Genomic DNA, 24,629 nt, shown 5'->3' with positions numbered 1-24,629 from the left:
TCAGAAACCGGATTGCGCGGCGTAATGTTATCTTATAACGCTTATGCGGCCCCGCTTCTGGGTGGCCCATCCCGCTCCCGGCCTCGGCACTTCTGCTTCTCGGGGGACTTGGGCTGCTCGGCATCGCGCGGCGCCGATCCTGACCGTCCCCGACCGGTTCGCTCGCGACCTGCGGGCGAGCCAGCACGAGAATACATCCGGGACCGCACCGACGGCGGAAAAACAGGATCGCCAACGATCTCGCCGGTGGAGCGCAGCTTCCGGCGATCACCCGGACCGCGAAGGCGTGCTGCGGCGACATCCCGGCGGATGCGGAACCGGCAAGAATTGCGGCCGTCGCCAGGGTTTCGTCAGCGGGCGGCCAGAACGCGGTAATGCGCCTCGGTCGGCCGACATGCTGCACCGTTGATCGGCAGAATGTCCTGCGGGCAGGCGGACATGGCCACGATGCAGTCCATCTGCGCACGCAGGACAACGTGATCGCCCGGCCTGGACAAGGGTTCGCCCCAGCTCGTGCTGCCGTCGGCCGCAACCGGGATGTTCATCCACAGGTTCAGCGGGCTGGGACATGCGGACAGGTTGATCCCGATCCGACGCAGCGCGGCATGAAGGTTGTCCGTGCAATTGTCGTGATAGTCGGCGCATCCCAGCAGCCCGTAGCGATAATCGTCGCAGGCCGCGATCAGCGTGTCGTGCCGACCGGGCGAGGTGTCCTTTTCCAGAACCATGATCGGCCGGCGGCGGTTGGTGATCAGGGCATCGCCCTCGCCCGGCCACAGCTTGCCCAGCGTGGCGCGCATGTGCTCGTTCGACAGGAACTCGGTCGGATCCTCGGCATTGAACACCCAGGTATCGACGACCTGCGAGCCATGGGTATTGATGATCTCGATGGCTTCCCCCGCCGAAAGCCGCACGGCCCGGCCCTTGCGCGCCGGTATCGTGATGCGCTCAGGATCTTCGGACATCGCCACCCCTCCGGTTGATCCGTGTTGGCCAATCCGATCAGTTTCGCGGGGCCTTGGCAAGCCAGCCTTCGGATATTGCGCATTCGCAGCGCGGTCAGACCCGCGCGAACGTACCGGGCGGGGCATGGCCTGCCGGGGCTCCGGACAGGTCATCCCGCGCGGCAAGGGGCTTCGACCCCTTCGACAGGACCAGATCATTGACGCCGGGTCAGAAACCGTCGATCAGGATATCCAGCGCGCGTTTCAGAGAGTCGCGATGTTCGGCCAAGGAGCCGACCGGTTCGCGCAACTCTGCCCTTGGCACGGCGGCCAGTTCCTGAACCCGGACGATCCACGCCATACCGTCAAAGTCGACAGAGGGTGTGAGGCCCGGGAACGCGGCATAACGACCTGCGTCACGCAACGGGGCCACGATGCGCGACGCATCAATGCCGATGAGATCCGTCTGAAGGTCGACGACAAGCTGTCCGCCTTTCAGACGAAAAAGATCGAACTGCGCCATGGCCCTGACGCCTCAGAAGCTTCGAAACTGCGCAAGGGGCAGTCCCTCTCGGGCAATCTCTTCGGCATAGGCATCAATCGCCGCCCGGTTCTCTTGGCGCCATAGACGATTGCGTTCGACCTTGGCCGCCTCGATGATGGCCGCCTCGGCAAGTCGCGACATGTTCAGGCCAAGAGACCGCGCCGTTTCCGCAACTTGCGCGTCCAGCGTCAGATTCACTTTCACACGCGCCATCTCTGCCTCTCGCAAAAGGCGTATCGAGAAGGAGTATAATCGAGGCGCCGTCCCCGGGCAAGACGCGGCTAAGGCTCTCGCCCCCAAGACGGGATGGTTGTCGCCCTCCCCTGACGGCATCGCAATCTGCCAGGATCGTGGCGTTCAACCCCACGCAAGCGGAGAAGACGGCGCCTGGGACAGGTCAGCCGTCGATATCCAGCCCCAGATCCAGGGCCGGGGCCGAATGGGTCAGCGCACCGGACGAAATGTAGTCGACCCCGGTCGCCGCGACCTCGGCGATGCGGTCCAGCCGCATGTTGCCCGATGCCTCGGTCACCAGCCGCCCGTCCACGCGGCGCACGGCCTCGGCCAGTTGCGCGGTCGTCATGTTGTCCAGCAGCACCACATCGGCGCCACCGATCCGCAGGACGGTATCGAGTTGCTCCAGCGTGTCGACCTCGACCTCGATCTTCATCATGTGCGAGACGGCGGCGCGGGCCGCAGGCAGGACATGCGCAAGCCCGCCCCCGGCGGCGATGTGGTTGTCCTTGATCAGGATCGCGTCGGACAGGTCAAAGCGGTGGTTCGTGCCCCCGCCATGCAGCACGGCCTGTTTCTCGACCATGCGCAGCCCCGGCGTCGTCTTGCGCGAACAGGTGATCCGCGTGCGCGTTCCCCGGGTTTCCGCAACAAAGGCGGCGGTCAATGTGGCGATGCCCGTCAGCCGCCCGGCAAAGTTCAGCGCGACGCGCTCGGCCGACAGGATCGCGGCGGTATCGCCCGAGACGGTCATCAGCGTCTGCCCGGGCGCGCAGGGCGTGCCATCGGCCGCATGGGGCAGGATCGAAAGGCGCGGATCGACCAGCCGGAAGGCCAGCGCCGCCACCGCCAGCCCCGAGACGGTGCCGCCCTGACGGGCGCGCAGATGGGCGGTGCAACTTGCCCCCGCCGGGATCACCGCCCGGCAGGTGACATCGCCCTGGCGGCCCAGGTCTTCCAGCAGCGCGGCACGGACAAGCGGTTCGAGGATCAGGTCGGGCAAGGGCGGGATCATGCGGGAACCTTCAGGGACTGGCGTCGGATGCTGCGCGCCTGATCCAGCGTCAGGCGGCGGATATGGGCCAGACGCGGATCGGGTGCGGGGAAATCGGTGCGGAAATGGCCCCCGCGCGATTCCTCGCGCAGGAGCGCGGCGGCGGCGATCAGCGTGGCCGCGGCGGTCATGTTCAGAAAACGCTCGTCACCGGGACAGGCCGCTTCGAGCGCGGCAATCCCGGCCAGCGCATGGCGCAGCCCCTCGGCATCGCGCAGCACGCCGACATGATCGGTCATGAGCTGGCGCAAGGCGGCCTCGTCCGCGTCTGTGGTGCGTCGGGTCGGGTCGTCTGCCCAGTCCAGCACGACCGGGGGCGCGAAATCCGCCCCGACCGGCCCCGCATGCGCCGCTAGATCGGCCGCAGCCGCGCGGCCCAGCACCAGGGCTTCGAGCAACCCGTTCGAGGCAAGCCGGTTCGCACCATGCAGCCCCGTGGCGGCGGTTTCCCCCGCGACCCAGAGCCCGGGCAGGCTGCTTTGGCCGCTCAGGCAGGACGCCACACCCCCCATGTGGTAATGCGCGGCCGGGGCGACGGGGATGGGCTGGCGCAGCGGGTCGATCCCGGCGCGCAGGCAGGCTGCGTGCACGGCCGGAAACTCGTCCTTCAGGCGCGCGCCCAGGGCATCGCGGGTGTCCAGAACGGGGCGGTTGCCGGCGCGAATCTGCGCAAGGACCGCGCGGGCCACCACGTCGCGCGGGGCAAGTTCCGCATCGGGATGGATCTCGGGCATGAAACGGTGGCCATCGGCGCCACGCAGCACCGCACCCTCGCCCCGCAGGGCTTCGGTGGCCAGCGCCGCGACGGGGCCGCCCGTGTCGATCGCTGTGGGGTGGAACTGCACGAATTCGGCATCCGCCACCACCGCACCCGCACGCGCCGCCATGCCAAGCGCCTCGCCCCGGATTTGCGGCGGGTTGGTGGTCAGGGCAAACAGCCCCGCCGCACCGCCGCCCGCCAGCAGGACCGCCGGACATCGCAGCAGGACCGGCCGGGTCGGGGCCCCATCCGCACGGGCCAGCCAGACCCCGCGAACCCGCCCGGCCACGACGTGCAGCCGCAGGGCGCGCACGCCTTCGACAAGCTGGATCGACGGCGCCGCGCGCACCGCCGCGATCAGCCGGGCCATGATCGCACCGCCCGCTTGGTCGCCCATGACGCGCACGATGCGCGCGGCACTATGCGCGGCCTCCAGACCCAGCCGATAGCCGCCCTCGCCATCGCGGTCGAAGGGCACGCCCAGATCGGTCAGCTCCGCGATCCGCGCGGGTGCGGCGGCGGTCACCTGGCGGGCAATCTCGGCGTCGACCGTTCCGGCGCCTGCGCGCACGGTATCGGCGGCATGCGCCTCGGGACTGTCCCCCGCCCCCATTGCCGCGGCCACGCCCCCCTGCGCCCAGGCCGAGCCCGTCCCCTCGCCCAACGGGGCGGGCGAAACCACCAGCACCGGCCGCGGCGCCAGGGCCAGCGCAGCGGACAGCCCCGCAATGCCAGCGCCGAGGATGACAACCCGCGCCGTCCGGACCCCGTCGCTCACGCGCGCCCGATCTCGATCATCCGCTCGACCGCGCGCCGGGCCGGGGCGATCAGGTCGGGCGCCACGCTGACCTCGCCGGTCATGCCATGCAGGCAGGCAAGGATTTTTTCCAGCGTGATCTTCTGCATGTGCGGACACAGGTTGCAGGGCCGGGTCAGCGACACCTCGGGCAGTTCGGCCGCGATATTGGCCGCCATCGAACATTCCGTGACCAGCAGCGCCGATTGCGGGCGGCGCGCGCGCAGCCAGCCGATCATTGCGGCGGTCGAGCCTGCGAAATCGGCCTCGTCAACCACATCGGGCGGACATTCGGGATGGGCGATCACGGTGGCCCCCGGATTCGCCTCGCGCCAGGCGCGCAGGTCTTCGGGGGCAAAGCGTTCATGCACGATACAGGCCCCGCCCGCGGGGATCACCCGCTTGCCGGTCTCGCGCGCGACATTCGCCGCAAGATGGCGGTCGGGCGTCATGATGACGGTATCGCCCGGCATCGCCTCGACCACCTGCACCGCATTGGCCGAGGTGCAGCACACATCCGAGGCCGCCTTGATCGCCGCGGGCGTGTTCACATAGCACACGACCGCCGCGCCGGGATGGGCGGCGCGCAGCGCCTCGATCTCGGCCAGGCTGGCGGCTTCGGCCAGCGAACAGCCGGCGCTGGCATCGGGGATCAGCACGGTCTTGCCGGGGTTCAGCACCTTCGACGTCTCGGCCATGAAATGAACGCCCGCCTGCACGATCACCTCGGCCTCGACATCCCTGGCCGCCAGCGCCAGTTGCAGACTGTCGCCCACGATGTCCGAGACGCCGTGATAGACCTCGGGCGGCATGTAGCTGTGGCCCAGGATCACCGCATTGCGCTGCACCTTGAGCGCGTCGATCGCCAGGATCAGGGGCGCATGCCGGGCCCAGTCCTCGGGCGGCACGGCATGGGCGACACGGGCATAGCGGTCGCGCGTGGCCTCGAACTTGTCGGCCGAGGGGGTAAGGTCGTAGTGATCGGACAGGGCCAACAGGGCCGTCCCGGCGTCGAACATCGCGCCCTCCGTGGCTGGGGATGTTAGCGCTATCGCGTCTGCCATCCTCCCCGTCCAGCACCCGCACCCGCGGCCCTTTGCCGCAGTCGCCGCGGCGGGTCGGCCGCGCCCCCACGCCCCCGGACATTGCAACCTTCCAAGGGGTCATCCTGCTGTCGGCGGGCAGCCCCGGATGTCCGGTCAACGGGGCCTTGCCGTTGTGCTGCCCCCTGCCCTGCCCACAAGATACAGAAAAGACTTGCCCGAATCCCGCGCCTTGGCCAGTAATATACGGTACAAACGGAACAAAACGCGGGAAACCGTAACAAACGGTTCCGGCTCCGAGGGCAGAAATGGCGCACAGGCAGGAACGCATCGACCTGTTGGTCGGCGAGCACGCTCAGACACTTTCCGAGCGATTGCAAGCACATAGGGCACAGCTTTTCCCGCCGGACGCACGGCGCACGCTGCGCAAGTTCACCAGCGGAGAGGTCGCGCAACTGCTGGGCGTCAAGGATGCCTACCTGCGCAAGCTGCATCTGGACGGCAAGGGTCCAAGCCCCGAGATTCGCGGCAACGGGCGGCGCTATTACACGCCCGAGGACATCCAGGCGCTGCGCAAGTTCCTTGAGGCCGGCGCCAAGAGCCCCGGCACCTACCGGCCCGGACGGCGGGCGGGCGATCATCTTCAGGTCATCACCGTCATCAATTTCAAGGGCGGCTCGGGCAAGACCACGACCGCCGCGCATCTGGCGCAAAAGATGGCGCTGGACGGCTACCGCGTGCTGGCGGTGGATCTTGACCCGCAGGCCAGCCTGTCGGCGCTGCACGGGTTCCAGCCGGAATTCGACCTTCTGGACGGCGGCACGCTTTATGACGCGATCCGCTATGACGACCCCGCGCCGCTGGGCGACATCATCCAGAAGACCTATTTCACCAATCTCGACATCATCCCCGGCAATCTCGACCTGATGGAGTTCGAGCATGAAACGCCGCGGGCGCTGGCCAACCGCTCGGGCAGCCTGTTCTTCACCCGTGTCGGCGACGCGCTGGCCCAGGTCGAGGAAAACTACGATGTCGTCGTGATCGACTGCCCCCCGCAGCTTGGCTTTCTGACCATGTCCGCGCTGTCGGCCGCAACGGCCGTTCTGGTGACGGTCCATCCCCAGATGCTCGACGTGATGTCGATGTGCCAGTTCCTGCTGATGGTCTCGAACCTTCTGGGCGTCGTCTCCGAGGCGGGTGCCGACATGTCCTATGACTGGCTGCGCTACCTGATTACCCGCTACGAACCCGGCGACGGGCCGCAGAACCAGATGGTCAGCTTCATGCGCTCGATGTTCGGCGATCATGTGCTGAACCACCCGATGCTGAAATCCACCGCGATCTCGGATGCCGGGATCACCAAGCAGACGCTTTACGAGGTGGAAAAGACCCAGTTCACCCGCGCAACCTATGAACGCGCGATGGAAAGCCTCAACGCCGTCAATGACGAGATCGAGGCGCTGGTGCAGAAAGCATGGGGGCGCGGCGATGGCACGTAAGGATCTGTTGAAAGGGCTGCTTGAGACGAAATCGGCCGATCCCGGGGCCGCCCCCCCCTCCCCTGCCCCGCCGCAGGCGCGCGTCGATGCCGCGAAGCCGCGCTATTCCAAGGGTGCGATCGGGGCGGTCAGCCAATCCATCGCCGAACTGAAATCCCGCGCAATCTCCGAGGTCGATCCGCGCATGATCGACAGCGGCGGGTTTCGCGACCGGCTGGACGCCGAAGACCCAGATCTGGCGCAACTGATTGAATCCATACGGCTTTACGGCCAACAGGTGCCGGTGCTGCTGCGGCCCAATCCGAATGACGCGGAACGCTATCAGGTGGTCTATGGTCGCCGCCGCGTTGCCGCGCTCAAGGCGCTGCACATGCCGGTCAAGGCGATGGTGCGGGTGCTGGACGACCGCGCGCTGGTGATCGCGCAGGGCCAGGAAAACGCCGCGCGGCGCGATCTCAGCTTTGTCGAACGGGCGAATTTCGCGCGCCAGATGCGCGATGCGGGCTATGACCGCAAGGTGATCTGCGACGCCCTTCATGTCGACAAGACATTGATTTCACGCATGCTTTCCGTGGCCGACCGGGTGCCCGTCGCGCTGATCGAGGCCATCGGCTCGGCCCCGGGGATCGGGCGCGACCGCTGGATGGCGCTGGCCGACAGGCTCAAGGGCCGCGACCTGACCGCCGAGGCCAGGGGCGAAACCTCGGATGCACGGTTCGAGGCGGTGATGGCCGCGCTGGTCCGCCCGCGCCCCCCTGCGCCCCCGCCGCAGACCGTGCTGACCGAAGGCGGCGCCGCATTGGCCCGTGTTGCCCGCAAGCGCGGAACCACCGTTGTCGCCGTCGAGAACCGGACCGCCGAGGGTTTCGAGGATTGGCTCGTCGACAACCTCGCCCGTCTTCACCGCGAATGGGCCACCGCCCGCGGGAAGTGAGAGCAAGAGCAGCGCAACCAAAAAGGAGGCACAGGACAGGCAGGACCAAAGAAGAAGCCCCCCGAGACGTATCCCGAGAGGCCCCAATCGTTGTCTAGCACCTCCGATTCTGGGCCATGAGTTGACAGCTGTCAACAGGCGTCGTTGCGGGCGGCCGAAAAAGTTTTGCCTCGTGATCGACCATGCAGCATCTGACAACGACGCCCTTTGGGCGGCGGCCCGTGACGGCTGCCCTGCTGGAGCGCGCGCGCGAAGCCCGCCGCCCCGCCAGCATCGCCGAACTCGACAAATGGCACCTGTTCCGCGAGCTTTGCACCGCCCGCGCCGCCTTTGGCGTCAGCGACCGCGACCTGACGGTTCTGAACGCCTTGCTCAGCTTTCACCCCGGCACGATGCTGTCCGCCGACACGCCGCTGATCGTCTTCCCCTCGAACACGGCGCTGTCCGAACGCGCGCATGGCATGGCCGAAAGCACGCTGCGCCGCCATCTGGCCGCGCTGGTCGCCGCTGGCCTGATCGCCCGCCATGACAGCCCCAACGGCAAGCGCTATGCCACCCGCGGCCCCGGCGGCACGATCGCCCGCGCCTTCGGCTTCGACCTGCGCCCGCTGCTGGTCCACGCCCGCCAGATCACCCATGCCGCCGCCGAGGCCCGCGCCGCCGCGGCCCGGATGCGCCGCCTGCGCGAAGACCTGACCCTGCTGAAGCGCGACGCCGTCAAGCTGATCGCCTACGCAACCGAGGCCGGCCTGCCCGGCGACTGGGCCACGCCAGGCGCCCGGCTGCACGACATCCACAGCGCGATGCGCCGCAAGCTGCCCCTGCACGAACTGGAAGCCCTGCGGGAAAAGCTGACCGCGCTGCATGACGACATCGCCGCGTTGCTGCTGGAAACAGAAGAAATGGGCGGCAGTGACCGCGAAAATGAGCGGCACTATCAGAATTCAGACTCCAATATCCTTGAATTTGAACCTTGCCGTGAAAAGACGCAGGCAGAAGGCAACCCTGCCCGCCCTGCCCTCCCCTTGGCGCTGGTGCTGAAAGCCTGTCCCGATATCCTGGACTACGCCCCCAGTCCGCCGCGCCACTGGCACGAACTGGTGGCACTTGCCGGGCATGTACGCGGCATGATGGGCGTAACCCCCGATGCCTGGGCCGAAGCGCAGCGGAAAATGGGGCCCGAGGCGGCCGCGGTCACGCTGGCCGCAATCCTGCAACGGGTCTCTGACATCCAGTCGCCCGGCGGCTATCTGCGCAGCCTGTCACGCAAGGCCGCCGATGGGCAGTTTTCGCCCGGCCCGATGGTGATGGCGCTGCTGCGACCAAGGGCGGCGTGAGTTGACAGCTGTCAACTTGGCCGCCCCTGTCACTTGCTGCGCTCTCAGGTGTGACCGCCTCCTGACTGCACGGAGCGCGCTCGCAGGCACGGGCTTCGGATGACGATCCGGACCGGCCCGAAACCCCTGGAGAAACGCGAGCAACAGGAGGGGAGTTGGCTACCCTCCGTCAAATTCCCGCTGCCGAAAAGAAAATAACAATACGAACAACAGGTTGAACGATACTCATGCAGATCTCACGCCCTTCCGGCGTCATCGAACTGTCAGGAAAGCTTCGGCTAGCGGTGCACAAATCGTTAACAATCGCCGCTACGCCCCGGATTGCTTTCGTCAGCGCGAACAACAGGGGTTCTCATGTCCAGCTTGCTGATCACCGGCGTCTTCGACGGCCCGCTAACGGGCGGCCTGCCCAAGGCAGTCGAGCTTTATGTCATTGAGGATATTGCCGATCTGTCGATCTACGGGCTTGGCTCGGCCAATAACGGGGGCGGCACGGACGGGCAGGAATTCACCTTCCCCGCGATTGCGGCCAGCCGGGGCAGTCATATCTACGTCGCGACCGAAAGCACCGGGTTTGCCGCCTATTTCGGCTTCGCGCCCGATTTCACCTCTGCCGCGGCCACGATCAATGGCGATGACGCGATCGAGCTGTTCCGCGCGGGCGTGGTGGTCGATCTGTTCGGCGAGCCGGATGTGGACGGCACCGGAACGGTCTGGGATTACGAGGATGGCTGGGCCTATCGCAAGGCGGGCGCGACCCCCAGCGCCACCTTCGACCCGTCCGAATGGCTGTTCTCAGGCAAGGATGCCAATGACAACCAGACCTCGAATGCCGCTGCGGCGATGCCCTTCCCGCTGGGCTCCTACGGTGCCGCGCAGACGCTGGTGATCAACGCGGTGCTGGGCTCGACCGTCAGCACCGATGTCGAATATGTCGAACTGTTCGGCCAGCCCGGCCAGTCGCTGGCGGGCCTCAGCCTGATCGTGGTCGAGGGCGATGCGGGCAGCGCGATCGGGCAGATCGACGCGCGCTTCGATTTTGCCGACGATCACGCCCTCGGCGAGAACGGCTTTTTCCTTGTGGGCAATGCCCTGGTGGCAGGCGCCTATGGCGCCACGCCGAACGCGGATATTCCGCTGAACTTCATCGAGAACGGCAGCTACACGCTGGCGCTTGTCGAGACCGCCTCGATTGCGGGCGGAACCGTCACCGGGGCCGAGATCGTGCTGGACGCGGTCGGCGTCACCGATGGCGGGGCAGGGGACACGTTCTTCTTCGGCGCGCCGGTGGTCGGGCCGGACGGAACCTTCCTGCCTGCGGGGGCGGCGCGCGTGGTGGACGGGGTCGATACCGATACGGCGGCGGATTTCCGCATCCTCGATTTCAACAACGATCCCGCCGTGAACAATCCCAGGGCGGGGACGTTCGGCATCGACGAGGATGCCTATCAGGACGTCAAGATCCATCAGGTTCAAGGCTCGACCAACCTTGTCGATGGCACGCTGGTCGGGGTGCCGGGCGCGGCGGATGAAAGCCCGCTGCTGGGCCAGTCGGTGCGGGTGCAGGCCATCGTGACCCAGGTCCTGCCGGGGCTGGGCGGGTTCTACATCCAGGAAGAGGATGCCGATGCCGATGACGACCCCTGGTCGTCCGAGGGGATTCTCATTGCCGCAACCGCCGCGGTTGCGGTTGGCGATCTGGTCACCGTCGCGGGCGTGGTGCAGGAACATTTCGGCGAGACGCGGATCGCTGCGGCCTCGGTCAACGTCGAATCGGGCGGCCATGACCTGCCCCAGGCGGTGGTCCTGACCTTTCCCACGGCCACGGTGCTGCGCGATGCGGATGGCGATTACGTCGCCAACCTCGAAGCCTATGAGGGGATGCGCGTCACCATCCCGCAGGAGATGACGGTCAGCGAACTGTTCCAGCTCGACCGCTTCGGCACGATCCGGCTGACCTCGGATGGACGGATCGAGACCTTTACCCAGGTCAACGAGCCCAGCGTCGAGGGCTATCAGGAGCACCTGAAACAGGTCGCCGCGCGCTCTGTGGTGCTCGATGACGGGCTGAACGTGCAGAACCCGGCCGAGTTGCTGGTGCCGTTTCTGGGCGCGGACGGGCGTCTGGACGGGGGCGACGTGTTCCGGATGGGCGATGTCTATACCGGGTTGACCGGGGTGCTCAGCTATTCCGAGGATTCCGCCTCGTCCAGCGAAGAGCCCGAATACCGCATCCACCTGCCCAGCGAAGGCAATCTGATCCAGACCAACCCGCGCGCGGCTGCGCCGCCGGATGTGGGCGGCACGCTGAAGGTCGCGGCCTTCAACGTGCTGAACTATTTCACCACCATCACCGGCACGACCGGCCCCGATGGCACGCTTGCCCCGCGCGGCGCCAATTCGGTGGCCGAGTTCGAGCGGCAGGAGGCAAAACTCGTGGCCGCGATCAAGGCGGTGGCGGCGGATGTGGTCGGCCTGATCGAGATCGAGAACGATCCGATGGGCTCGACCTCGCTGATTGCGCTGGTTTCCGCGCTGAACGCTGCGGGGGGCAGCTATGCACATGTCGACACCGGCCCGATCGAGGGCGCGATGGGTGGCGTGCTGGAGGGCGACGCGATCAAGGTCGCGTTCATCTACGACACCACCACCGTCACGCTGAACGGCGATTTCGCGCTGCTGGACGAAACCGTGGATGTCCGCTTTGCCAGTGTCGGCGTGCAGCGCCCGGCGCTGGCGCAGACCTTCACCGAGATCGCCTCGGGCGAAAGCTTTACCGCCGTGGTCACCCATCTGAAATCCAAGGGCTCGGCCGTGGGCGGCGATATCGACATCGGGGACGGGCAGGGGGCCAGTTCCACCGTGCGCACGCTCGCGGCCGAGGCGCTGGTCGACTGGCTGGCCAGCGATCCGACCGGCACAGGCGAGGATGACATCCTGATCCTGGGCGATCTGAACGCCTACCGGAAGGAAGACCCGATCACGACGATCCTGCGCGGCGCCGATGGTGTCGCGGGCACGGCGGACGATTACACCGATCTGGGCGCGATCCATGACCCCGCGGGCATCAGCTATGTCTTCGACGGCCAGACCGGCACGCTGGATTATGCGCTGGCCTCGCGCGGGCTGGCGGCCAAGGTGACCGGCGCGGCCTATTGGAACATCAATGCCGACGAGCCGGACGCCTTCGACTACAATCTCGATTTCGGCCGCAACCCCGCGCTTTACAGCGATGATGCGTTCCGCTCCTCGGACCATGACCCGATCCTTGTCGGGCTCGATTTCGGCATCGCGCCGATGGTCTACACGCTGGAAATCCTGCACATGGCCGATCAGGAAGGCTCGGGCAGCTCGATCCTTTACGCGCCCAACGCCTCGGCTGTGCTGAACGCGCTGGAGGCGCAGGATCTGGGCAATGACGGGCTTCCCGACAACACGATCCGGCTGGCCTCGGGGGATTCGTTCATTCCGGGGGTGTTCTTCGATGCCTCGGCGGCGGCGTTCGGCTCGGGCGGGATCGCGGATATCCAGATCCTGAACGAGATGGGCTTCCAAGCCGTCGCCTTCGGCAATCACGAATTCGACAAGGGCACCGCGGTTCTGGCCGGGTTGATCAGCGGCGCGGCGCCGGGCAATTTCTCGGCGCTGTCGGGCACGGCGCTGGGGGGGCTGGATTTCGCAGGCACGGCGATGCCCTATCTCGGGGCCAATCTCGACGTCACGACCGACGCGAACCTTGCCCCGCTTGCGGTGGCTGGCGGGCAGGCGCCGCAGGCCAATTCGATCACCTCCTCGACCGTGATCGACGTGAATGGCGAACCGATCGGCGTCGTGGGCGCGGTCACGCCGACGCTGGGCCGCATCTCCAGCCCCGGCAACGTCACCATCGCACCGGTCTGGGCCGGCACCACGCCGACCGAGGCCGAGCTGGACGCGCTGGCCGCGATCATCCAGGCCGAGGTCGATGCGCTGCTGGCCGCAACGCCCGAAATGAACAAGGTCATCCTGCTGGCGCATATGCAGGTGCTGAATATCGAGATCGCGCTGGCCGGCCGCCTGTCGGGCGTCGACGTGATCGTGGCGGGCGGGTCGAACACGCGGCTCTTCGATGAGAATGACCGGGTGATCGACGGCGACAGCGTGCAGGGAACCTATCCGATCTTCGTCGACAATGCCGATGGCGGGGTGACCGCGGTGGTGAACACCGATGGCAGCTACAAATATGTCGGCCGCCTGGTCATCGATTTCGACGCCGAGGGCCGGATCATCCCCGAAAGCTACGATCCCGCCGTTTCGGGGGCCTATGCCACGGATGCTATGGGCGTCGCCGCCCTTGGGGCCGAGGGGATGGTCGATCCCGAGGTGGCCGCCATCGTGTCGGCCATCGAGGCCCAGATCATCGCGACCGAAAGCAATGTCTTCGGGATTTCCTCGGTCTTCCTGAACGGCAACCGTTCGGGCACGGCCTCGGGCAGCGATCCTGACGGGGTGCGGGTGCAGGAAACCAACCTGGGCAACCTGACGGCGGATGCCAACCTTGCCTATGCGCGGCAATATGATGACGCCGTGATGGTCTCGATCAAGAATGGCGGCGGCATCCGCGCCTCGATCGGCGAGACGGTGGTGCCCGCGGGCGGCACCGGCTATGTGCGGCAGGCCAACAGCGAGATCACCGACAGCGCGGGCAATGTCATCAAGCCCGAGGGCGGCATCTCCGAGGCCGACATCAAGGCGGCGCTGGCCTTCAACAACGACCTGACGCTGCTGACCGTCACCCGGGCCGAGCTGGTGGCGCTGCTGGAACATGGCGTTGCCGGTCTGCCGGGCGCGGCGGGCCAGTTCCCGCAGGTCTCGGGCGTGCAGTTCAGCCATGACCCCTCGCAGCCCGCAGGCGCGCGGATCGTCAATGCCGCGATCACCGATGCCGAGGGCAACGATCTGGATGTCCTGATGCGCGACGGCGTGCTGGTGGGCGATGGATCGGCCGGGGTGCGGATCGTGACGCTGGGCTTCCTGGCCGATGGCGGGGACGGCTATCCCTTCCCGACCGGGGCGGCGACGAACCGGGTCAACCTGACCGATCTGGATGGCGACGGGGTGGCCGACGGTCTGCGCGACGGCGTGGCGGTCTTTGCCGACAACGGCACCGAACAGGATGCCTTTGCCGAATATCTGGCGGCCAACCATGCCACGCCCGAAACCGCCTTTGCCATCGAGGATGCGGGCCGCGACAGCGACGCGCGGATCCAGAACCTGCAATGGCGCGCGGATACCGTGATCGACGAGCCCGAGTTCAACTTCGTCTTCGGCAGCGCGGGCCGCGACCGGCTGGTGGGCACCGATGGCGACGATGTGATCGTCAGCGGGGCGGGCAATTTCGACACCCAGACGGGCGGGGCAGGGGCCGATGTCTTCTTCTTCGGCGACGAGGCCCTGAACGGCGTGCGCGAGCGCGACACGATCCTCGATTACGAGGTCGGCGTGGACGCGATCGGGCTGGGTGTGGGGGTCAGCGTGGCCAGCATCCAGAAGGCCGGGTCCAGCGTGGTCGTCTATCTCGACGATCCGCTGGGCATGAACGACGCGATCTATATCCAGGGCGCGGGCGTCGATGTGGACAACATCACCTTCATCGAGAACTTCTCCTGGGCGATGGCCTGAGCGTCGGTTTGAAAAGGTAAAAGGGGACAAGAACATGCGCAACCTGCTTGCTTCGCTCGCGCTCTCGCTGGCGGCCGCCTTTCCGGCGCTGTCCGCGGGCGCCGCGCCGGTTATCGACCTGCCCTATGGCGAGGCCGCGTTCACCGCCTTTGGCGGCGCGGGCGACCTGACGCTGTTCGGCGCCGATGCGCTGGTGAACGGCCCGGGGCTTTCGGCCGGGCTGACCGTCGATCTGGCCCTGTTTTTCGATCAGGCCGACCCCTACCGCACGCTGGGCGGCTTTCTCGATCTCTACCAGGGGGCCGAGCTCTTCCTCGGCGGTCTGCTGACCTCGGTGTCCGCCGAGGAGGATCTGCTGACGCTGGTCTTTGGCATGCTCATCGGCAGCGGCGCCGCGCTGTTTGGCGACGCGCTGCGGGTCGAGCTGTTCTTCATCGACCCTGTGGGCGCCGATCCGCTGGCCGGGCTGCAAGATGGCGCGGTCTATGCGGTCGCGGCCCTGGGCGAGGGCCAGCTTGCGCCGGTGCCGCTGCCCGCGGGGCTGCCGCTGTTGCTGGCGGGGCTGGGGGCGATGCTGGCCCTGCGCCGCGGCGCGCGGGCCTGAGGGACAGGGGGCGGTCACGCGGTCCGGCCGAAGACCAGTTCGGGCAGTATCGCCTCCCATTCCTCACGCCTGATCTGGTCGCGGTATTCCTCGGCATTGTCGGTCTTGCGCCAGCGCAGGACGGCGCCAACCTTGCCGCTGAGAAGCTCCAGCCCCGCGGGGGGCGCATAGGCGCGCGCCATGCGGCCCAACGGGCGCGCGGCGGCGTCGTGCAGCATCCAGCGATCGCTGTGCAAGGCCAGCGTGACGGGATCGCCCACCTGCGCTGCCGTGATCGCCGCAAGGGCCGGGTGGTCGTCGCGCAGTCGCCCGGCATAGGACAGATCGACCAGCTTGGGATCGGGCATCAGGTAGCGATGCGCGGGCACGGGCGGGCCGTCGGGGCAGGGGGTGACATCGCGCGCCAGAACGGCCCCCGCGCCGGGCGTCAGGAAGGGATGCGTGCCCTGCGCGATCACCGAAAGGCTGCGCCGCGCACGGGTCATGGCGACATAGAACAGCCGCCGCGGCGCATCGGCATCCTCGCCGCGCGACGGTGCATGCCAGCCGCCATCGAGGATCGCCACGTCGTCGAATTCCAGCCCCTTGGCCCGATGCGCGGTCAACAGCAACAGCCCGCGCTGTTCGCCGCGTGTATCGCGCGCCCAGTCGGCGAACCAGTCGATCACATCGGGCACCGGCATCGCCTTGTCGGCAAGGTCGCGGGCAAGGGCGGCCACACCCTCGGCGATCAGGTCGGTCCAGCGGTTGCGCGCAATCTCGTCCAGTTCGGCCAGAAGATCGCCGATCCCCATCAGCCGCGACGGGTTGCGGCGCAGGCGGGCGACGAAGGCCTGCATCTCGCGCAGCCGCCAGATGCCCGGCAGGCTTTCATTGGCCAGCTCGACCGGGATGCCGCGGGCCTCGGCATGGGCGCGGACGGGTTCCAGCCTGCGCCAGTCGCGGGCGATGATTGCGGCGCGCGACCAGCGCCAGTCGGGATCGAGCCGGGCAAGGCGCTGCAATTCGTCCAGTGCGGCCATGGCCTGCGCCTCGTCACCCGCGGGACAGCGCAGAAGCTGCACGCGCCCCTGCGCCACCGGATCCAGCGCGGCCAGCGCGCCGCCCGGCAGGTCGCTGGCGCGGCGGCGGTCGATGGTGATCTCGTGCCCGGCCTTCATCCGGTCGGCGGCGGGGCCGATCACCGCATTCGCGGCCTCGATGATGTGGCGGGTCGAGCGGTAATTCTCGACCAGGAATTCGGGTTTCGCGCGATAATCGGCCTCGAACTGGCGGATGAAGCGGATCGAGGCGCCCGCGAAGGCATAGATGTTCTGGTCGTCATCGCCCACGGCGAACAGGCTCAGCCGCAGGTCCGGGTCGTCCAGCGTGCGGCCCGCCACGGCGGCGATCAGGGCGTATTCCTCGGGGCCGATATCCTGGTATTCATCGACCAGAATCCAGCGATACCCCTGGATCAGGGTCTCGCGCTGTGCCTCGGCCTCGGTTCTGGTCAGCCCCTCGCCGGTCAACTGGCGCACGGCCTCCAGCACGATGCCGTCGAAATCGCGGGTCTCGGCGGCGAAACTGGCGCCGACAAGGCGCATCGCCAGCGCATGGCAGGTCGAGACCGTGACGCCATTGGCCTCGTCGCCGATCAGATGGCGCAGGCGTGCCCGGATTTCGGCGGCGGCGTGGCGGTTGTAGCTGAGCACGAGGATGCCGCGCGGGTCTTCGCGGCGCACCCGGATCAGCCAGGCGATGCGATGCACCAGCACCCGCGTCTTGCCCGAGCCCGGCCCGGCCAGAACCAGCACGTTGGTCTGGTCGCGCTCGTCGGTGACGATCTTCTGCTGGACGGGATTGCCCAGTACCTCGACGATCGCCTTCCACGAGGCCGGGGTGGTCTGGCGCCGGATTTCCGCGCCCTTGCCGGGCATCCAGCGGCGCAGGAAGGCATCGCGGTCCAACATGAAATAATCCTCGGATAGCCGCTGGGCCTGATCCATTGCGGCAAGCCCCGTCTGGGCATAGGCGGCCATGACATGGGTTTGCAGCGTCTGTTCGACGTAATGTTCGTCGAGGGGCGTGAAATGCGTCTGGGTAAAGCGTTCGCCGCCGGGTCGCAGGTGGATCGTCATGGCGGGCCGGAAGACCGTCAGCCCCCGGCCCAGCGTCACCGCCTCCTGTTCGTGCATCCACAAGAGCGCGCGATGCATCAGCCGGGTCATGTCCTGCACCGCGCCGCGCAGGAAGGCATCGCCGGTCAGCGCGGCCAGCAGATCGCCCAGCGTCGTCTCGACCTGGATATCCTTGCCGCGCGTGCCGCGCGACACCTTGCCGACCAGATGGCCCAGCAGCAGATCGCCGGCCTGGCGGCGCAGCGCCGCGGTCTGTTCCAGCACCGCCCAGGACCGTTGCAGTGTCACCGCGACCGTGTTGCGGCTTGCCTTGCGCAGCCGGATATTGCCCCGCCCGCCATCCATGTCGCGCCCGTCCTGCGTCATGCCGCGCAAAAGCCGCTCGATCTGGTCCGGGCGCACGGCGCTGTGGCCGCTGTCGCGCAGCGCCTGGCAGGTTTCGGCCAGATGCAGGGGCAGGGCGCCCGCGCCTTCGGCATCGGGTGCGGCCTCGCGCATCAGCGCGATCAGGTCGGCTTCCAGCCGTCCGGCCTGTGCCAGCCGATGGGCCGAGGCACCGTCGCCCCCGACATGGACAAAGACCGTCACGGCCACGTCATTCGTGGCGATCCCCAGGATTTCCAGATCGGCCATCGCCCGTGTCAGCCCGCCGCCCGTCAGCCCGCTGATCCCGGTCAACTCGTCGGTCGAGATGCCCTGATCGGGCGGGGCGTTCATCAGGTGGCGCACGATATCGGCCAGTTGCCGCCGCCGCGTGCCGGTGATCTCGGCCGCCGAAAGGATCCTCTCGGCCTCGGGCAGGCTGCGCACGCGCAGCGACGACGGGAAGACATTGACCCGGTTCTCCTCGCGGCTGAGAAGCGCGGCCTCCTCCAGCCAGGAGACGGCAGTCTTGACGCGGGTGTCATCGGTGGCGCTGTCGCGCTCGAATTCCTGATCGCGCTCGGCGCGCAGGATTTCGCCCGGCGTGGCAACCACCATCCCCGATTGCCTTGTGCGCGCGTCGATCCGTTTCAGCGCCTTGAGGATCGCGCCGATCTCGTGGCGCGCCAGCCGCGAGCGTGCCGACAGCGCGAATTGCCGTTCCACATCGTCCGAGGCGAACAGGAGCACGCAATTCGCAGGCGCACGGTCGCGGCCTGCACGGCCTGCCTCTTGCAGGTAGTTTTCCAGCGAGCCGGGAATGTCGCTATGCACGACCAGCCGGATATCGGGCTTGTCGATGCCCATGCCGAAGGCGTTGGTGGCCGCGATCACGCGCAAGTCGCCGACGCGGAACCGTTCCTGTATCTCGCGTTTTTCCTCGGGCTTCAGGCCGGCATGGAACCGTTCGGCGGCAAGCCCCTGTGCTTTCAGGAACTCGGCCACCCGTTCGGTTCCGCCGCGGGTCGCGCAATAGACCACCGCGCCCGAGGCCCCCTCGGCCGGCAGCTTCTGCCCGATCACGTCAAGGATGTCGGCCAGCTTGGCCTTGGACTCGGTCTCGCGCACCTCGAAGCTGAGATTGGTGCGCACCGTGCCGCCATCGAGATAGAGCAGATCGACCCCCAGCCGGTCGCGGAAATGGGCGCGGATGTCGCGCACCACCTCGGGCTTGGCGGTGGCGGTCAGGCACAGGATCGGGACAGGGGGCTCGTCGCCCGAAAATTCGCGGATGAAGCGGCCGACATAGCGGTAATCGGGCCGGAAATCATGGCCCCATTTCGACAGGCAATGCGCCTCGTCCATGACCCACAGGCCCACCTCGCGCTGCGCCAGCACCGAGCGGACCGAGACGCTGCGCAATTGTTCGGGCGAGATCAGAAGGATCGCCGCATCGCCCATCCGCACCCGGTCCAGCGCCTGCTGGCGTTCGGGCAGCGACAGCATCCCGTTGACCGTCACCGCCGAGGCGATGCCCGCCCGCTCCAGCCCCGCCACCTGATCGGCCATCAGCGCGACCAGCGGCGAGATCACGACCGAAAGCGCCCCGGTCCGGTCGAACAGCGACAGCGCGGGTACTTGGTAACAGACCGATTTCCCGGTGCCGGTGGGCAGGATGCCCAGCACGCTGGCCCCCTGCATCGTCTCGTCCACGATGCGTTCCTGAAGCGGGCGGCCCATCTCGTCGACGGGGTTCGGGCGGAAGGCGTCGAAGCCGAACCAGCGGGCCAGCGCGCGCCGCGGATCGGCCTGTTCGCGGCACCACCGGCAGGCGGGGTCGTCGCAGGCCGTGTCCCGCAACTGCCGCACGATGCGGGCCGCCTCGGGGAATGTCGCGCGTACCCAGGGCGGCATCACCGACTCGCCGCCCGCCACGGAAATCCAGGACAGCGCATAGGCGGTCGGCCAGCCCTGTTGCGGCGCGCCGATCCGGTCCAGCATCTCGGCGATCCGTATCCCGCAGGCCCGGTCCGCCAGAAGCCGTCCGATCGCGGCCGCTGCCTCGGGGGCCGCGGGCTGGGGCTGGCCCCTGAGATGGGCGAACAGCCCATCGAAGCCCGCAAAGGGCTCGGCCCTTGTGGTCAGGTAGTGATAGGCCGTCAGGGCGTCGGGCGTTTCGGCGGCCAGCCGGGAAAAGGCGTCGATCTGGTCCTCCAGCACCTCGAAGACCAGCCGCGCATCCCGTTCGGGATCGTTGACATGACCCGCCTGCAACCGCCCGTCATGGTGATGCTTGACCAACCGGTGATAGGGGTTGCGCGGAAAGGCCAGCGGGTTCAGCCACAGCGTATCCAACGCCCGCCCCGCCAGTGCCGCCAGCCGCGGGCGCGCTGCCGCCAGATGGGGCAGGTCGTGGCGCAGGATGTTGTGGCCGATAAGGTGGTCGGCATCGCCCAGCAACGCCTCCAGCCGATCCAGCGCGTCGTCCAGCCCGGCCCCCCTGGCCAGCACCGGCGGGGCATCATGGCGCACCGCCGCCAGCGCGAAGATGCGTGCGGTGCTCGGGTCCACCTCCAGATCGACGGAAACGCAGCGCGCCGGAAAGGTCGGGGAAGTGTCGGACATTCAGGAATATTTCCGCCGGGCCGCTGTCGCAGGTTCGCGAACGACCTTCGCCGCGAGTTGCGGGCAAGGTCAAGTCGACGAAGCCCGATGCGCCGGAACGTCCCCCTGGCGCGGCAAGGGCGCAATGCGGGGCATTTCCTGGGGGGACGCAAGCCTTGGACATCTTCCGCGGCACGGAAGATTTGCATGCCAATTGAACTCAGCCGAGCAACTCCAGCCGTGCCAGCGCCTGGCCGCGAAAACCACCGGCCGGGGTCTCGAACAAGGCGGCCGTGACACCGTCAGCATGGCGTGCGGGCCGCACGCAGGGCCGGCCTACCAGAAGATTGTCAGAGCGAATGGGCTGCGATGTGGACTGCTTTGGTCACAGGGCCTTCTTCCTGACGGGTGCAAGGTGCCGCTCTCGCGATCTCAGGGCCCGCAGCCCTTCCGCTCCCTCCAGGCTTCGTTCGTGAGACAATGACCAGAGTTCACAGCTGTGAACCTCAAGCTGCGCTTCGCCGACCGATCAGGGCCATGACCATCGGCCCTCAGGAGAACTCACCCGCCGCGGCCCTGGACGTCAGGGTGCGCAGGTATCCGCCGGGGGCTGATGTCGCCATGTTTGCGGGCATGGCGTTTGCAGAGGCTGCTCTGCCGTTGTTCACGTCTCGCGTCTCCAGCGATCGTGAAGCTCTTGAAGGACGTCCTGAGCGCGGGCATCGAGCCACTCTGCGAAGGCCTCGTCCACATCTGTCAGGTCCAGCCGAAGCGCCCGACTTGACTTCTTGATGGCGCCTGCAGTCTTGCCGTCGATCACAAGCGCCTTGGTCTTCGGTCTCGGCCTTGTGCCACCTGCCCGGGCGGCACTCTTTTTCATGTGCCGCGCGACGGCTTCAAAAGCTGATACGGATGGATCGGCTCGGGGCTCTTCGTCTTTCTGTTCGGTGGCTGCTGCCTTGGTGCGAACATCAAGGGCCACTTGGCATAGTTCGTCTTGATCGATCCCTGTGTCGGAAAGCTCCTTCGCCAAAGCCTCCCACCGGGGGCGGCCGACGCCGTGGGCCGGTCCGATTGCATGGGCCAGGGCTGGACCGACGGCCTTGGCGACCGAGATCGACATCGACACCGACGAACGGGTCACGTTCAGCACTTCGGCAATCTGTGCCTGGGAGCCGAAGCCACTATCGAGCAGTTCCTGCGCGAAAAGCGCACGCTCGATGTAGCTGAGTTCACGTCTGCCGGTGTTCTCCGAAACCTGGGCGCGAAGCGCCGCCGTATCATCAAGGTTCGCGATAAGGGCGCGAACCTTGCTCACCCTGTCGGAGGCACGGATTGCCTCCAGCCGCCTGCGTCCATAGACGAGGAGATAACGGTTGGTCTCGGCAGGGTGACGCCGAACGAGGATGGGGACGGTCTGCCCGTTCTGTTCTATCGACGCGCGAAGATCGTGCACATCCCGGGGATCGAGGCGCTCCGAATACCGCTCGTCCTGGATCTCGGCCGGATCGAGTTCCCAGACGTGGTGAGCATCCACAGCATCACGCGCAGAGCGCAGCGCGCGGTTGCTCGACATCATGCTGCCGGCCGCCGGGGGCGTCCCCGCCGTTGCGAGACTGTCGAGCATGGACATCCGCTTCTTCTTGCTGTCGGTCATCAGCGCCCCCAGGTCTTTTGAATGAGTTGGGCGATCTCGTCGTTGACCGCGTTCAGGCTTTCGATGGCCCGGTCATAGGTCGTGCGCGTGAAGGCGCTTCGCTCGACCTCGTAGAGGGTCTGCTTGGTCAGTCCCGCATCGGAAATCGCCGTCGACTTGAGCATGGGAGCGTTCAGGACCTTGTCGCCATACATCATGCGCAAGAACGCGACGATGCGGTTCTGGGGTGCGTCCGTCGGCTCGTAGCGGGTCAAGAGATACCGCATCCAGTCGTGGGACATGTCGGCGCCGCTGTCGGCAATGACGTCCATCAGGTCGGCGGTCATCCTGAGGAACTGGCTCATCGACATCACGTCGAGCATCTCGGGATGGATCGTCACGAGAACGCCGGTCGCGGCCGACAGGGCGGACATGGTCAGAAACCCGAGTTGCGGCGGGCAGTCGATCACGACAACGTCGTAGTGCTCATCGACCTGCGCCAGTGCTTCCTTCACCCGAAAGAAGAACAGGCCAGCGTTGCTCCGGGCGAGTGCCCGAGGGGTTTCGTGCTCGAACTCCATGAGTTCGAGGTTGCCGGGGATCAGGTCGAGGTTCGGGATGTAGGTCTCGCGGATGACCTGAGCGATCGGAACCGGGTCTTCGTAGCGGATTGCGTCGTATAGCGTACCGCCATCCAGAAGGTCGAATTCGGGTTGAACCCCATGCAGGGCCGTCAGCGACGCCTGGGGATCAAGGTCGATTGCCAGCACACGGTAACCCTTGAGGGCCAGCCGCTGTGCGAGATGCGCCGAGGATGTCGTTTTTCCGGAACCGCCCTTGAAGTTCATCACGCCGATGATCTGGAGATGATCGCCCGCGCGACGGCCCGGCAGGTAGTCGCCCGGTTTCCGGGCCGTTTTCTCCAGCAAAACCCGCAGGTTCTGGATATCCTTCGCCGAGTAGTGCCGGCGGTTTCCCGAAGAGATTTCAGGTGAAGGCCCCTTGCCATCGAGGTGGAGCTTTCTGAGGTATGAGTCGTTGACCCCCAGCAGGGCCGCCGCTTCGCCCGAGGTGAACTTGCGCATGGACTTCGATGCGTCAGGCGGGAACAGGCTCTCACGCTGCGAATGCAGTTGCGCCGCCAGCAATTCGGAGTGCTGACGGATAACGGCGTTCAGGTCTTCCTGTGTATCGGCACTGCTCATCTGCCCTCGCGCGCCTGCGGCGTGTTCACGGATTTTGGCGTTTGGCCGTTATTTTCCGTGACTATTGCCGAAGGCCCGGATTCACGCAAGCCCTTTCCAGATTTGGTGCCCAGCCAGGCGCCGCGCCCTGTCGGAACGCTACGGCTTTTCGATCTGCGATGCGATGATCGTTGCCAGCGCCTTGATTGCGGGTTGCACCACGCTGTGGAGCGAGGACATGCAAGATGGCCTGCTCGTTGAAAACCAGTTGCGGATTGTGAACCCGTTTGCATGAGCGGGTCGTTTCCTCCTTGCTCAGCCGAGCAAGCCCAACCGTTCTGCCCGGTCCAGCAGCATCTTGACCGATGACACCTGCCAGCGTGTCCGGCCGCGGGGGGTGCGTTCGCGCATCGCCTCAAGCCGGTCGCAGATGGCTTGCAGGGTGATGTCGGGGTCGGCGCCCTTGATCGCGGCAACGATGGCGGGCAGGCGGTCGTCGGTTTCGCGGCGTCCGGCGCGGCCCAGGACCGTGTCGGGCAGGTAGCCGTCGCGGACATAGGACTTGACCGCGCGCAGCAGGCGGCTCTGGGTCCAGCGCCGGTCCGGGGGCAGGGGGGCGTTGATGATGCGCAGCACATCCTCCCACGCCATGTCGGGGCGCAGGCGGCGGACATGCGGCACCCAGTCCTGCGCGGTCTCGCCCAGACGCTGCATGTAGCCGTCCAGCCGGGCGAGCCGCACCTTGCGCAGCGCCGCCGGATCGCGGGCGCGCAGGCCGGGATTGCCGCCGATCCGGCCCTGGGCGCGGGCGCTGGCCAGCCCGGCCACGGTGCGCTCGCGGATCAGGGCACGCTCGAACTCGGCCGCGGCGCCCAGCACCTGAAGCGTGAACTTGCCCTGCGGCGAGGCCGTGTCGATCGGGTCTTGCAGCGAGCGGAAATGCGCGCCCTTGGCCTCCAGCCGCTCGATCACCTCCAGCAGATGCGACAGCGACCGCGCCAGACGGTCGATGCGCACGACCACCAGCGTGTCGCCCTTGCCGATCCTCTCCATCACGCGGGCCAGCACGGGGCGGGCACGGTTGCCGCCCGAGGCCTGTTCCTCGTGGATCTCGGCGCAGCCCGCTGATTTCAGGGCCTGGGTCTGGGGCAGGGGGGTCTGGTCCTCGGTCGAGACGCGGGCATAGCCGATCAGGGGCATGGGGCAGGGCGCCTTACAATTCGCGATGTCGCCAGTAAACGGCCAGTTGGTATCGCATGCAAGGGTGTTTGCGGGGTGCGCGGGGGCCCGGTTTCCTGCGGTTCGGGCCGGA

General features: G+C 67.2%; 17 protein-coding genes and 1 pseudogene. 7 read left to right on the top strand and 11 right to left on the bottom strand.

Translation table 11 applies throughout. The features are described 5' to 3' along the window. The first annotated feature begins 68 nt into the window (after positions 1-68). Positions 69-143 carry a VPLPA-CTERM sorting domain-containing protein gene (locus GH815_RS19530; RefSeq protein WP_407072179.1) on the top strand — a complete coding sequence of 25 codons (75 nt, stop codon included), beginning with the start codon at positions 69-71 and terminating at the stop codon, positions 141-143. A gap of 207 nt (positions 144-350) precedes the next feature. Here GH815_RS19530 and GH815_RS12165 read toward each other — a convergent pair whose 3' ends face one another. The 6 genes from GH815_RS12165 to nadA all read right to left on the bottom strand — a co-directional run bounded on the left by GH815_RS12165 (position 351) and on the right by nadA (position 5,351). Continuing rightward, complete coding sequence (locus GH815_RS12165) at positions 351-965, bottom strand: DUF1989 domain-containing protein (RefSeq protein ID WP_153749049.1); 615 nt, start codon at positions 963-965, stop codon at positions 351-353. A gap of 208 nt (positions 966-1,173) precedes the next feature. Then, the gene (locus tag GH815_RS12160; protein ID WP_153749048.1) at positions 1,174-1,467 is read right to left on the bottom strand and encodes a CcdB family protein; all 294 of its coding nucleotides are present in this window, start codon (positions 1,465-1,467) and stop codon (positions 1,174-1,176) included. A gap of 12 nt (positions 1,468-1,479) precedes the next feature. Further along, entirely contained in the window at positions 1,480-1,701 is a 222-nt protein-coding gene (locus tag GH815_RS12155; RefSeq protein WP_153749047.1) for a type II toxin-antitoxin system CcdA family antitoxin, read from the bottom strand. 184 nt (positions 1,702-1,885) lie between these two features. Beyond that, the gene (gene nadC, locus GH815_RS12150) at positions 1,886-2,737 is read right to left on the bottom strand and encodes a carboxylating nicotinate-nucleotide diphosphorylase (protein WP_153749046.1); all 852 of its coding nucleotides are present in this window, start codon (positions 2,735-2,737) and stop codon (positions 1,886-1,888) included. Further along, positions 2,734-4,314, bottom strand: a complete 1,581-nt coding sequence (locus GH815_RS12145; RefSeq protein WP_343030830.1) for an L-aspartate oxidase — start codon at positions 4,312-4,314, stop codon at positions 2,734-2,736. The genes nadC and GH815_RS12145 overlap by 4 nt, the downstream gene beginning before the upstream one ends. Further along, complete coding sequence (nadA, locus tag GH815_RS12140; protein ID WP_153749045.1) at positions 4,311-5,351, bottom strand: quinolinate synthase NadA; 1,041 nt, start codon at positions 5,349-5,351, stop codon at positions 4,311-4,313. The genes GH815_RS12145 and nadA overlap by 4 nt, the downstream gene beginning before the upstream one ends. A 332-nt stretch (positions 5,352-5,683) precedes the next feature. Between nadA and repA (GH815_RS12135) the strand changes: the two genes are divergently transcribed. The 3 genes from repA (GH815_RS12135) to repC all read left to right on the top strand — a co-directional run bounded on the left by repA (GH815_RS12135) (position 5,684) and on the right by repC (position 9,145). Then, entirely contained in the window at positions 5,684-6,874 is a 1,191-nt protein-coding gene (repA, locus tag GH815_RS12135) for a plasmid partitioning protein RepA (protein ID WP_153749044.1), read from the top strand. Next, positions 6,864-7,808 (top strand): plasmid partitioning protein RepB, encoded by a 945-nt coding sequence (gene repB, locus GH815_RS12130; RefSeq protein ID WP_153749043.1) that lies wholly within the window; start codon positions 6,864-6,866, stop codon positions 7,806-7,808. Before repA (GH815_RS12135) ends, repB (GH815_RS12130) begins: the two co-directional genes overlap by 11 nt. A 182-nt stretch (positions 7,809-7,990) precedes the next feature. Continuing rightward, positions 7,991-9,145: a plasmid replication protein RepC gene (gene repC, locus GH815_RS12125; protein WP_153749042.1), complete on the top strand. Its 1,155-nt coding sequence runs from the start codon at positions 7,991-7,993 to the stop codon at positions 9,143-9,145. Positions 9,146-9,314: 169 nt separating this feature from the next. Here repC and GH815_RS12120 read toward each other — a convergent pair whose 3' ends face one another. Beyond that, positions 9,315-9,488, bottom strand: a complete 174-nt coding sequence (locus GH815_RS12120; protein WP_153749041.1) for a hypothetical protein — start codon at positions 9,486-9,488, stop codon at positions 9,315-9,317. A gap of 11 nt (positions 9,489-9,499) precedes the next feature. Here GH815_RS12120 and GH815_RS12115 point away from each other — a divergent pair, with 11 nt between their 5' ends. Together GH815_RS12115 and GH815_RS12110 are read left to right on the top strand one after the other, a co-directional pair. Beyond that, positions 9,500-14,806 carry an ExeM/NucH family extracellular endonuclease gene (locus GH815_RS12115; protein WP_211365077.1) on the top strand — a complete coding sequence of 1,769 codons (5,307 nt, stop codon included), beginning with the start codon at positions 9,500-9,502 and terminating at the stop codon, positions 14,804-14,806. Positions 14,807-14,840: 34 nt separating this feature from the next. Continuing rightward, positions 14,841-15,410, top strand: coding sequence for a hypothetical protein (locus tag GH815_RS12110; RefSeq protein WP_153749040.1), 570 nt, complete (start codon positions 14,841-14,843; stop codon positions 15,408-15,410). A gap of 14 nt (positions 15,411-15,424) precedes the next feature. Here GH815_RS12110 and GH815_RS12105 read toward each other — a convergent pair whose 3' ends face one another. The 3 genes from GH815_RS12105 to repA (GH815_RS12095) form a co-directional block, all read right to left on the bottom strand. Beyond that, positions 15,425-20,518 (bottom strand): RecQ family ATP-dependent DNA helicase, encoded by a 5,094-nt coding sequence (locus tag GH815_RS12105; RefSeq protein WP_153749039.1) that lies wholly within the window; start codon positions 20,516-20,518, stop codon positions 15,425-15,427. 643 nt (positions 20,519-21,161) lie between these two features. Continuing rightward, positions 21,162-22,154, bottom strand: a complete 993-nt coding sequence (gene repB, locus GH815_RS12100; RefSeq protein WP_153749038.1) for a plasmid partitioning protein RepB — start codon at positions 22,152-22,154, stop codon at positions 21,162-21,164. After that, entirely contained in the window at positions 22,154-23,338 is a 1,185-nt protein-coding gene (repA, locus tag GH815_RS12095) for a plasmid partitioning protein RepA (protein WP_153749037.1), read from the bottom strand. The genes repB (GH815_RS12100) and repA (GH815_RS12095) overlap by 1 nt, the downstream gene beginning before the upstream one ends. A 121-nt stretch (positions 23,339-23,459) precedes the next feature. On the opposite strand from repA (GH815_RS12095), the pseudogene GH815_RS19485 reads away from it, so the two are divergent. Continuing rightward, a pseudogene (locus GH815_RS19485) lies at positions 23,460-23,612 on the top strand (PIN domain-containing protein); the annotation flags it as partial. Between the two features lie 20 nt (positions 23,613-23,632). Here GH815_RS19485 and GH815_RS12085 read toward each other — a convergent pair. Then, complete coding sequence (locus GH815_RS12085; protein ID WP_153749036.1) at positions 23,633-24,517, bottom strand: recombinase family protein; 885 nt, start codon at positions 24,515-24,517, stop codon at positions 23,633-23,635. Between the last annotated feature and the right edge of the window lie 112 nt (positions 24,518-24,629).

The sequence above is a fragment of the Rhodovulum strictum genome, assembly GCF_009649175.1.
Taxonomy (GTDB): domain Bacteria; phylum Pseudomonadota; class Alphaproteobacteria; order Rhodobacterales; family Rhodobacteraceae; genus Rhodovulum; species Rhodovulum strictum.
This window is presented reverse-complemented; position numbering and strand designations above follow the sequence as displayed.

What these genes read in the sequence shown, in the direction of transcription:
- GH815_RS12165 (WP_153749049.1), bottom strand. Translation starts at nt 965, where the DNA reads ATGTCCGAAGATCCTGAGCGCATCACGATACCGGCGCGCAAGGGCCGG.
- GH815_RS12160 (WP_153749048.1), bottom strand. Translation starts at nt 1,467, where the DNA reads ATGGCGCAGTTCGATCTTTTTCGTCTGAAAGGCGGACAGCTTGTCGTC.
- GH815_RS12155 (WP_153749047.1), bottom strand. Translation starts at nt 1,701, where the DNA reads ATGGCGCGTGTGAAAGTGAATCTGACGCTGGACGCGCAAGTTGCGGAA.
- nadC (WP_153749046.1), bottom strand. Translation starts at nt 2,737, where the DNA reads ATGATCCCGCCCTTGCCCGACCTGATCCTCGAACCGCTTGTCCGTGCC.
- nadA (WP_153749045.1), bottom strand. Translation starts at nt 5,351, where the DNA reads ATGTTCGACGCCGGGACGGCCCTGTTGGCCCTGTCCGATCACTACGAC.
- repA (WP_153749044.1), top strand. Translation starts at nt 5,684, where the DNA reads ATGGCGCACAGGCAGGAACGCATCGACCTGTTGGTCGGCGAGCACGCT.
- repB (WP_153749043.1), top strand. Translation starts at nt 6,864, where the DNA reads ATGGCACGTAAGGATCTGTTGAAAGGGCTGCTTGAGACGAAATCGGCC.
- repC (WP_153749042.1), top strand. Translation starts at nt 7,991, where the DNA reads ATGCAGCATCTGACAACGACGCCCTTTGGGCGGCGGCCCGTGACGGCT.
- GH815_RS12115 (WP_211365077.1), top strand. Translation starts at nt 9,500, where the DNA reads ATGTCCAGCTTGCTGATCACCGGCGTCTTCGACGGCCCGCTAACGGGC.
- GH815_RS12110 (WP_153749040.1), top strand. Translation starts at nt 14,841, where the DNA reads ATGCGCAACCTGCTTGCTTCGCTCGCGCTCTCGCTGGCGGCCGCCTTT.
- GH815_RS12105 (WP_153749039.1), bottom strand. Translation starts at nt 20,518, where the DNA reads ATGTCCGACACTTCCCCGACCTTTCCGGCGCGCTGCGTTTCCGTCGAT.
- repB (WP_153749038.1), bottom strand. Translation starts at nt 22,154, where the DNA reads ATGACCGACAGCAAGAAGAAGCGGATGTCCATGCTCGACAGTCTCGCA.
- repA (WP_153749037.1), bottom strand. Translation starts at nt 23,338, where the DNA reads ATGAGCAGTGCCGATACACAGGAAGACCTGAACGCCGTTATCCGTCAG.
- GH815_RS12085 (WP_153749036.1), bottom strand. Translation starts at nt 24,517, where the DNA reads ATGCCCCTGATCGGCTATGCCCGCGTCTCGACCGAGGACCAGACCCCC.